This window comes from Chromobacterium sp. Ag138 (assembly GCF_055181315.1).
In genome coordinates, this window is the sequence record NZ_JBUPWA010000001.1 from 4,109,693 (window position 1) to 4,118,356 (window position 8,664).

Genomic DNA, 8,664 nt, shown 5'->3' on the forward strand with positions numbered 1-8,664 from the left:
TGCTACCGTCGCCCCGCGTCGAACAGCCGGCAGCTTAAAACCCCGGAGATGGCTTGCAAGCCGGCTTGCGCGGATGGGGAAGTGTGGCAAATCGGATTGGTTCTACGGCTGTAAATGTGGGGAAAAGCCAAGCAAGGCGAGTAATGAGCGTGAGTGTTGGAAGTCGAACGTATTCGATGCGCCATCGTCCCCATCAGCGCAAGCCGGTTTCATATTCATTTTCAAGGTATTAAGCCGCCGATTTGTTCGACGCCGCGCGACGTTAGCGCGCGGCTAGTTTCGGCGGCTCCTTGAAAATGGATTTGAAACCGGGGTTTCGCAGCGCTGTTGGGGCGGCCTGGGGTTGTGAGGGGGCTGGCCGCGCAGCCCCCTCACCCGTCCGCCGGGCGGAACCGGTATCTAAATTATTATCCGCGCAGCGGATTCCCCCAAAAGAGCATCAATATAAAACGGCTTACATGAAAACGGCCCACTCAATCGAGTCGGCCGTTTATTACATGGAGGAGGACGATCAGCGCGCCTACGCGCTCAACTCCTTCAACACTTCCTTCACCTTCACGATCCGCTGCGCCACTTCCGGCAGCGCCTGCTCGATGCGCAGCTTGTCCTGCCCGGCCAAGCGGTAATTCTTCTTGCTCTGGATCAGCATGATGATCTTCACCGGATCGATAGGCGGGTTCTTGATGAAGGCGATCTGCACCGCCACCTCGCTGGCGTCCAGCTTCTGCACCCCCAGCTCCTTGGCCACCAGGCGCAGGCGGTGGCTTTCGATCAGCGTCTTCACGCTCTGCGGCGGCAGGCCGAAGCGGTCGATCAGCTCTTCGTGGATGTCGTCGATTTCGGCCTCGGTCTCGCAGCTGGCCAGGCGCTTGTAGATCAGCAGCCGCTCGTGCACGTCCGGGCAGTAAGCGTCGGGCAGCAGCGCCGGGCTGTGCAGATTGATCTCGGTGGTGACGCCCAAGGGCGCGTCCAGATCCGGCGCGCGTCCCTTTTTCAGATCGCGCACCGCCTGCTTCAGCATCTCGGTGAACAGGCTGAAACCCACTTCCTGCATTTCGCCGGATTGGCCTTCGCCCAGCACTTCGCCGGCGCCGCGGATTTCCAGATCGTGCATCGCCAGGTAAAAGCCCGCGCCCAGCTCGCCGGACAGCTGGATCGCCTCCAGCCGCTTCTGCGCGTCGCGGGTCATGCCGTCCGGCGTCAGCAGGTAGGCGTAGGCCTGGTGATGGCTGCGGCCGACTCGGCCGCGCAGCTGGTGCAGCTGCGCCAGGCCGAACTTGTCGGCGCGGTTGATCAGGATGGTGTTGGCGTTGGGGATGTCGATGCCGGTTTCGATGATGGTGGAGCACAGCAGCAGATTGAAGCGCTGCTGCAGGAAGTCGCGCATCACCTGTTCCAGCTCGCGCTCGCGCAGCTGGCCGTGGGCGACGCCGATGCGCGCCTCGGGGATCAGCTCGGCCAGCTTTTCCCGCATGTTTTCTATGGTGTCGACTTCGTTGTGCAGGAAGAACACCTGGCCGCCGCGCTTCAGCTCGCGCAGCACCGCTTCGCGGATCACGCCGTTGGAGAGGGGGCTGACGAAAGTCTTCACCGCCAGCCGGCGGCTGGGGGCGGTGGCGATGGCGGAGAAGTCGCGCAGGCCTTCCAACGCCATCGACAGCGTGCGCGGGATGGGCGTCGCCGTCAGCGTCAGCACGTCCACATTCGCGCGCAGCCGCTTCAGTTGCTCTTTCTGCCGCACGCCGAAGCGGTGCTCCTCGTCGATGATCACCAGGCCCAGATTCTTGAACTCCACGTCCGGCTGCACCAGCTTGTGGGTGCCGATGACGATGTCGACGCCGCCGTCGGCGAGGCCCTGCAAGGCTTGCTTGGTTTCCTTGCCGCTACGGAAGCGCGACAGTTCGGCGATGCGCACCGGCCAGTCGGCGAAGCGGTCGGAGAAGTTCTGGAAATGCTGCTCGGCCAATAGGGTGGTGGGCACCAGCACCGCCACCTGCTTGCCGCCCATCACCGCGACGAAGGCGGCGCGCAGCGCCACTTCGGTCTTGCCGAAGCCGACGTCGCCGCAAACCAGCCGGTCCATCGGCTTGCCGGAGCACATGTCCTGGATCACCGCCTCGATGGCGGTGGCCTGGTCCGGCGTCTCCTCGAAGCCGAAGCCGGCGGCGAAGGCGGCGTAGTCGGCGTGGGACAGCGTAAAGCTGTGGCCCTCGCGCGCCGCGCGCTGGGCGTACAGGTTCAGCAGCTCGGCCGCGGTGTCGCGCGCCTTCTCGGCGGCCCGCTTCTTGGCCTTTTCCCAGGCCGGGTTGCCCAGCTTGTGCAGCTGGATGTCGTCGGTGGCGCCGCCGGCGTAGCGGGAGATCAGCTGCAGCTGCGACACCGGCACGTACAGCGTGGCGCCGTCGGCGTACTCCAGCTGCATCAGCTCGGTCTCGCCCTCGCCCAGGTCCATGGTCACCAGGCCGACGTAGCGGCCGATGCCGTGCGCCTCGTGCACCACCGGGTCGCCGGCCTTGACCTCGGCCAGGTCGCGCAGCATGGCGTCGGAGCCGGCGCGGCTGGCTTTGCGGCGGGTGTGGCCGCGGGCGACATGCTGGTACAGCTCGCTTTCGGTCACCACGGCGATGGCCGGATCGGCCAGCGCGAAGCCGGAGTAGAGCGGGGCGACGGCCAGCGCCAGCGCGGCCTTGCCGCCGGCGAAATCGGCCCAGCTGTCTACCGGCGTCGGCTTGATGCCGTTTTCGGCCAGGAAGGCCAGCATGGTTTCGCGCCGGCCCAGGCTTTCCGCCGCCAGCAGGATGCGCTTGCCGCCGGAGGCGATGAAGGCTTGCAGCTTGTGCAGCGGCGCGTCGGCGCGGCGGTCCACCGCCAGCTCCGGCAGCGCGGCGCCGGTTTCGCCGTCGCCGGAGAATTCGATGCGCGAGTAGGGCTTGAGCCTCGCCATCAGCTCGTCCGGCCGCAGGAAGATGTCGGCCGGCGCCAGCACCGGACGGTCGACGTCGCCGCGCGCCATCTCGTAGCGGCTTTGCGCGTCGCGCCAGAAGGTTTCCGCCGCCGCCTGCACGTCGTGGTGCTGCACCACCAGCGCGTCGTCGCCGACGTAGTCGAACAGCGTCGCGGTTTCGTCGAAGAACAGCGGCAGGTAGTACTCGATGCCGGCCGGCCACAAGCCCTGCGACACGTCCTTGTAGACGCGGCTCCTGCTCGGATCGCCTTCCATCTTTTCGCGGTAGCGCTGGCGGAAGGCGGTGACGCCGCTTTCGTCCGCCGGGTATTCGCGCGCCGGCAGCAGCCGCACCTCGGGCACCGGGTACAGCGTGCGCTGGGTGTCGGGGTCGAAAGTCTTCAGGCTGTCGATCTCGGCGTCGAACAGGTCGATCCGGTACGGCAGCGGCGAACCCATCGGGTAGAGGTCGATCAGGCTGCCGCGCACCGAGAACTCGCCCGGCGCCATCACCTGGGTGACGTGCTGATAGCCGGCGGACACCATGTCGCCGCGCAGTTTTTCCACGTCCAGCTGCTGGCCGGTCTTCAGGAAAAACGTCCGGCCCAGCAGGTAGCTTACCGGCGCCAGCCGCCCCAGCGCGGTGCTGACCGGCGCGATCACCACCTGGCATTCGCGCTGGCGGATCTGCCACAGCGTGGCCAGGCGTTCGCTGACCAGGTCGCCGTGCGGCGAGAAATGGTCGTAGGGCAGCGTTTCCCAATCGGGGAACAGCGCGATGGAAAGGTCGGGCGCGAAGAACGGCAACTCGGCTTTCAGCCGCTGGGCTGCCTGGGCGTCGGCGGCGAGAACCAGCAATGGGCGGCGCAGCTTGGCGAGCGCGGCGATGGCATGGCTGTCCAGGCCGTCTGGCAGGCGGCCGCATCGGGTTTTCTGGCCGGCGGGCGGCAGGGTCGGGAGCATATCCAACTTGATCTGGCTTCTGTGCGGGGTTGTGCTTGTCGCGATTATAACAGTGCGCCGGGCAGGCTTAAGGCTTTGCCTGCGGCCGGCTCTAGCCGGCGTCTGGATTCCCGGCTATCGTATGCGTTTGTTTCAAGCCAGTTTTAATTTTGCATGAAGAAAATTGGCTTTCAATGCTAATCAGATATCAGAAAAAATAATAGCCATGCCTCTGAAACCGCCCAGGGTCGCAGAGTCGGGATGGAGCAAGATCCGGTCAACCGGACGACAGTGGAGAAGGATGGTAGCGTGAGAACCACACCTAGGGTGGAGGAGTTGCTGGTGTTCCTGGGCTTTGTCGCCAGCGTGGCCTTGTGGCCGCGCGGTCCGCACGCGGCATTGTCCCTGGCGAGTTTCGCGCCGCACGGCCTGTTGTGCTGGCAGTTGCTGGCGCGCGAGCCGAGTCGCGCTTGGTGGTGGCCATTGGCCGCAGGCATGGCCGCGGCGGCGTGGATGCCGCCGCCATGGGCCTTGCTGATGGCGGCGTCGCTGTGCCTGATCCGGCCGGGCCTGCGCCTGGGCGGCCTGCTGGGCGGCCTGGAGCGGCCGCGCACGCCGCAGCAGCTGCGCCACCTGCTGCTGGCGTTGTTTTATCCGGCGCTGGCGGCGACCCTGTTGCTGGGCGGTTATGACTGGGCGGCCGGCGGGTTGGCCGGCCATCCGTGGTCGTGGGCCTGGCAATGCTGGGCGGCGCTGGCGTCGGCGCTGTTCCTCTGCGCGCCGCTGGCCCGACCGCCGCTGCGTCCGCTGCCGGTGCCGTTGCGGCTGGAGCTGGCGTTGATCCTGCTGCTGTCGGCCGGCGGCGTGGGCCTGTTGCTGGCCGCCGGCGAGCCGCCGGGCGTGCCCAGCCAGCTGCTGTTCTTCCCGCTGATCCTGTGGGCGGCCTGCCGCACCGGCCCAGGCGGCGCGGCGCTGACATCCGGCATGGCGTCGCTGCTGTTGTCGCTGGCGGCGCTGCCGCCGGCCGGCCTGGTGCGCGTGGGCATGGGCGACGCGGCGACTGATCTTTTGCTGGCGCTGGCCTTGAACGTGTCCGGCTTGCTGGTGGGCATCCTGATGGACGGCCACCGCGCCGACGGCGAGGCGCTGCGCGCGTTCCGCGCCCGCATCGAGTCGCTGGTCAACCACAGTCCGACGATGATGTCGCTGAAGGACATGGACGGCCGCTACCTGCTGGTGAACGCCGCCTACGCGCGCCGCGTCGGCATGTCGGCGGAGTCGCTGCTGGGGAAGCGGCCGGAGGATGTGTTCGATCTCGAGGACGCGCGGCAGATACGCGAGCAGGACCAGCAGGTGCTGAACCTGCTGTCGCCGCGGCAGTTCGACGAGCATTTCGCGTTCAACGGCGTGGAAACCTATCTGCTGGCGTCCAAGTTTCCCCTGTTCGACGCCGACGGCCGGCCGGCCGGCGTCGGCAGCGTGGACACCGACATCACCCAGTCCCGGCGCGAGCAAAAGGCCAAGCGCGAGGCCGAGGACCGGTACCTGGCGCTGGTCGAGCAGTCGCTGGTCGGCATCTACATCATGCAGGACGAGAAGCTGGCCTACGTGAATCCCAAGCTGGCCGAGATCATGGGCTACCAGCCGGAGGAGATGGCCGGCATGACCATGGGCCAGATCCTGGTGCCCGGCGAGGCCGAGCGGCTGCGGCAGCAACTGCTGCGCCGCTTCCGCGACAATATCGCGGTGATGCATTACTCCACCCGCGGCCTGCGCAAGGACGGCGTGCTGGTGGACATGGAGGTGCACAGCCGCCTGTTCGAGCTGAACGGCCGCAAGGCGGTGATAGGCGTGGTGATGGACATCTCCGAGCGCCTGCTGGCCGACACCAATCTCAGGCTGGCCGCCAAGGTGTTCGAAAACTCGGCCGAGGGCATCCTGATCCTGGACGCCGGCGCGCGCATCATCGCCGTCAACGACGCGTTCTCCCGCATCACCGGCTACGCCGAGGAAGAGGCGCTGGGCAAGGCCTCGCGCATTTTCAACATCGAGCAGCAGGCGCGCGCGGCGATGCAGCAGGCGCTGGCCGATTGCGGCCACTGGCAGGGCGAGATGCTGGACCGCCGCAAGGGCGGCCAGTGGTATCCGGCCGAGCTGTCCATCTCCGCGCTGCGCGACGAGGACGGCGTGCTGTGCAACTACGTCGCGGTGTTCTCCGACATCACCCAGCGCAAGGAGGCCGAGGACCGGCTGCAGTTCCTGGCCAACCACGATCCGCTGACCCGGCTGCCCAACCGCAGCAGCCTCACCGCCAGCCTGGACGAGGCGCTGACGCGGATGGACGGCGAGGATGGCCGGCTGGCGGTGATGTTCATCGATCTGGACCGCTTCAAGCTGATCAACGACTCCTTCGGCCACCAGGTGGGCGACCAGCTGCTGTGCGAGATCGCCATCCGCCTGTCGCGCGTGGTGGGCGAGCGCGGCCTGCTGGCGCGCCTGGGCGGCGACGAGTTCACGCTGCTGATGAGCGGTTTCGACAGCCACCACCAATTGGCCGACATGGCGTCGGCCATCCTGGCGGCGCTGGGCAAGCCGCTGTGCCTGGAGGCGCACGAGGTGTTCATCACCGGCAGCATAGGCATCAGCGTGTTTCCGCACGACGGCCGCGACGCGCGCACGCTGCTGAAGAACGCCGACGTGGCGATGTACCGCGCCAAGGAAGCGGGCAAGAACACCTACCAGTTCTTCGATGTCGGCATGAACACCCAGACTTTCGAGCGCCTGCTGCTGGAGAACGGCCTGCGCATGGCGCTGGAGCGCCACGAGTTCGAGCTGCACTACCAGCCGCAGCTGAGCGCGGGCAGCCGGGCGCTGGCCGGGGCCGAGGCGCTGCTGCGCTGGCGCCATCCGCAGCTGGGCCTGGTGCCGCCGGCGCGCTTCATCGCGCTGGCCGAGGAAACCGGGCTGATCAAGCCGATAGGCGACTGGGTGCTGCGCGAAGCCTGCCGCCAGCTGGCGGCCTGGGACGCGCAGGGGCTGCGGGTGCCGCGGCTGGCGGTGAACCTGTCGCCGCGCCAGTTCGGCCAGCCGTCGCTGCCGGCCAAGGTGGCGGGCGCGCTGCAGGCCGCCGGTCTCGCCGCCGGGCGGCTGGAGCTGGAAATCACCGAGAGCATGATCATGCAGAGCCCGACCGAGGCGGTGAGCCTGCTGTCGGAATTGAAGTCGCTGGGCGTGTGGCTGTCCATCGACGACTTCGGCACCGGCTATTCGTCGCTGTCCCACCTGAAGCGCTTCCCGCTGGACACGCTGAAGATAGACCAGTCTTTCGTCGAGGGGCTGCCGGACGACGACGACAACGCCGCCATCGCCGAGGCCATCCTGGCGATGGCCAAGAAGCTGAAGTTCCAGGTGGTGGCCGAAGGCGTGGAGAACGAAGCGCAGGCGGTGTTCCTGGAGGGCAAGGGCTGCCAGGTGCTGCAGGGCTACCATTTCAGCCGCCCGTTGCCGGCGGACGCGTTCGCCAAGCTCGCCGCCGGCTGGCGGCGCGAGGCCGAGCCGGCCTAGCCGACGCGCGCCGAGGCTGGGCCGGTGGACGGCTTGCGGCTACAATGGCGGGAATTGAGAATTCGAGACCTCCCCGCCATGAGCAACAAACGCCTGATCCACGGCTTCCACGCCATCAACGCCCGCCTGTGGCAGAACCCGAAAAGCCTGCTGGAAATCTGGCTGGCCGGCGGCCGCCACGACGCCCGCGCCAAGGCGGTGCTGGACAAGGCCGGCGCGGAGAACGTCAAGCTGCACATCGTCGACAAGGAGCGTCTGGACAGCATGAGCGGCAACGCCCGCCACCAGGGCGTGGTGGCGATGATAGACGCCAGCATGAACTACGTGGACCTGGACGACGTGCTGGAAAACCTGTCCGAGCCGCCGCTCTTGCTGATCCTGGACGGCGTTACCGATCCGCACAACCTGGGGGCCTGCCTGCGCGTCGCCGACGCGATGGGCGCGCACGCCGTCATCGCCCCCAAGGACCGCTCCGCCACGCTGAACGCCACCGTGTCCAAGGTGGCCTGCGGCGCGGCCGAGGTGGTGCCCTACATCACCGTCACCAATCTGGCGCGCACGCTGCGCGACCTGAAGGACGCGGGGGTGTGGATCGCCGGCACCACGATGGAAGCCGATACCGACCTTTACCACTTCGACGCCTCCGGCCCGCTGGCCTGGGTGATGGGCGCCGAGGGCGAGGGCATGCGCCGCCTGACGCGCGAGCACTGCGACGTGCTGGTGTCCATCCCGATGTTCGGCAGCGTGGAAAGCCTCAACGTGTCGGTGTCGTCCGGCATGGTGCTGTCGGAAAGCCGCCGCCAGCGGGTGCTGAAGACGCAGGGCTGATCGCCCCTCGCAGAAAAGGCCGCGCCAGCGGCCTTTTTCAATCCTGCCCGCCCAGCGTCTCCCGCGTCAGCGCCAGCCAGGCGCGGGCGGCGTGGGACAGATAGCCGCCGCGCTGCCAGATCAGCGCCAGGTGCCAGTACAGCTTGTTGTCGTATAGCGGCACCACGTCGAACAGCTGGCGGTCCAGCCGCTCTACGATGCTGCGCGGCAGCAGGGTGACGCCCAGGTTGGCGGCCACCAGCTCGACGATGAAGTCCCAGTGCGCGCTGCGGCCGACGATGTTGGGCGTTTTGCCCAGCTCGCGGAAGGCGTCGCCGACGCGGCGGCTGAGGGTGAAGTCGTCCGGATACAGCACCAGCGGCTGGTCGGCGATGTCGGCCAGCCGC

4 protein-coding genes are annotated in these 8,664 nt (G+C 67.4%); 2 read left to right on the plus strand and 2 right to left on the minus strand.

The window, feature by feature from the left end; all coding sequences use genetic code 11:
- Positions 1 to 520 precede the first annotated feature (520 nt).
- The gene (gene mfd, locus ACY3GB_RS19320; protein WP_463090158.1) at positions 521 to 3,907 is read right to left on the minus strand and encodes a transcription-repair coupling factor; all 3,387 of its coding nucleotides are present in this window, start codon (positions 3,905 to 3,907) and stop codon (positions 521 to 523) included.
- Between the two features lie 288 nt (positions 3,908 to 4,195).
- Here mfd and ACY3GB_RS19325 point away from each other — a divergent pair, with 288 nt between their 5' ends.
- Together ACY3GB_RS19325 and rlmB are read left to right on the plus strand one after the other, a co-directional pair.
- Positions 4,196 to 7,450: a sensor domain-containing protein gene (locus ACY3GB_RS19325; RefSeq protein ID WP_463090159.1), complete on the plus strand. Its 3,255-nt coding sequence runs from the start codon at positions 4,196 to 4,198 to the stop codon at positions 7,448 to 7,450.
- Positions 7,451 to 7,528: 78 nt separating this feature from the next.
- Complete coding sequence (gene rlmB, locus ACY3GB_RS19330; protein WP_046157559.1) at positions 7,529 to 8,278, plus strand: 23S rRNA (guanosine(2251)-2'-O)-methyltransferase RlmB; 750 nt, start codon at positions 7,529 to 7,531, stop codon at positions 8,276 to 8,278.
- Between the two features lie 37 nt (positions 8,279 to 8,315).
- Here rlmB and ACY3GB_RS19335 read toward each other — a convergent pair.
- On the minus strand, positions 8,316 to 8,664 hold a 349-nt coding region (locus tag ACY3GB_RS19335), incomplete at its 5' end, for a LysR substrate-binding domain-containing protein (RefSeq protein WP_463090160.1).

Bases quoted from the DNA above. Each gene is read 5' to 3' on its own strand.
- mfd (WP_463090158.1), bottom strand. From the start codon at position 3,907: ATGCTCCCGACCCTGCCGCCCGCCGGCCAGAAAACCCGATGCGGCCGC.
- rlmB (WP_046157559.1), top strand. From the start codon at position 7,529: ATGAGCAACAAACGCCTGATCCACGGCTTCCACGCCATCAACGCCCGC.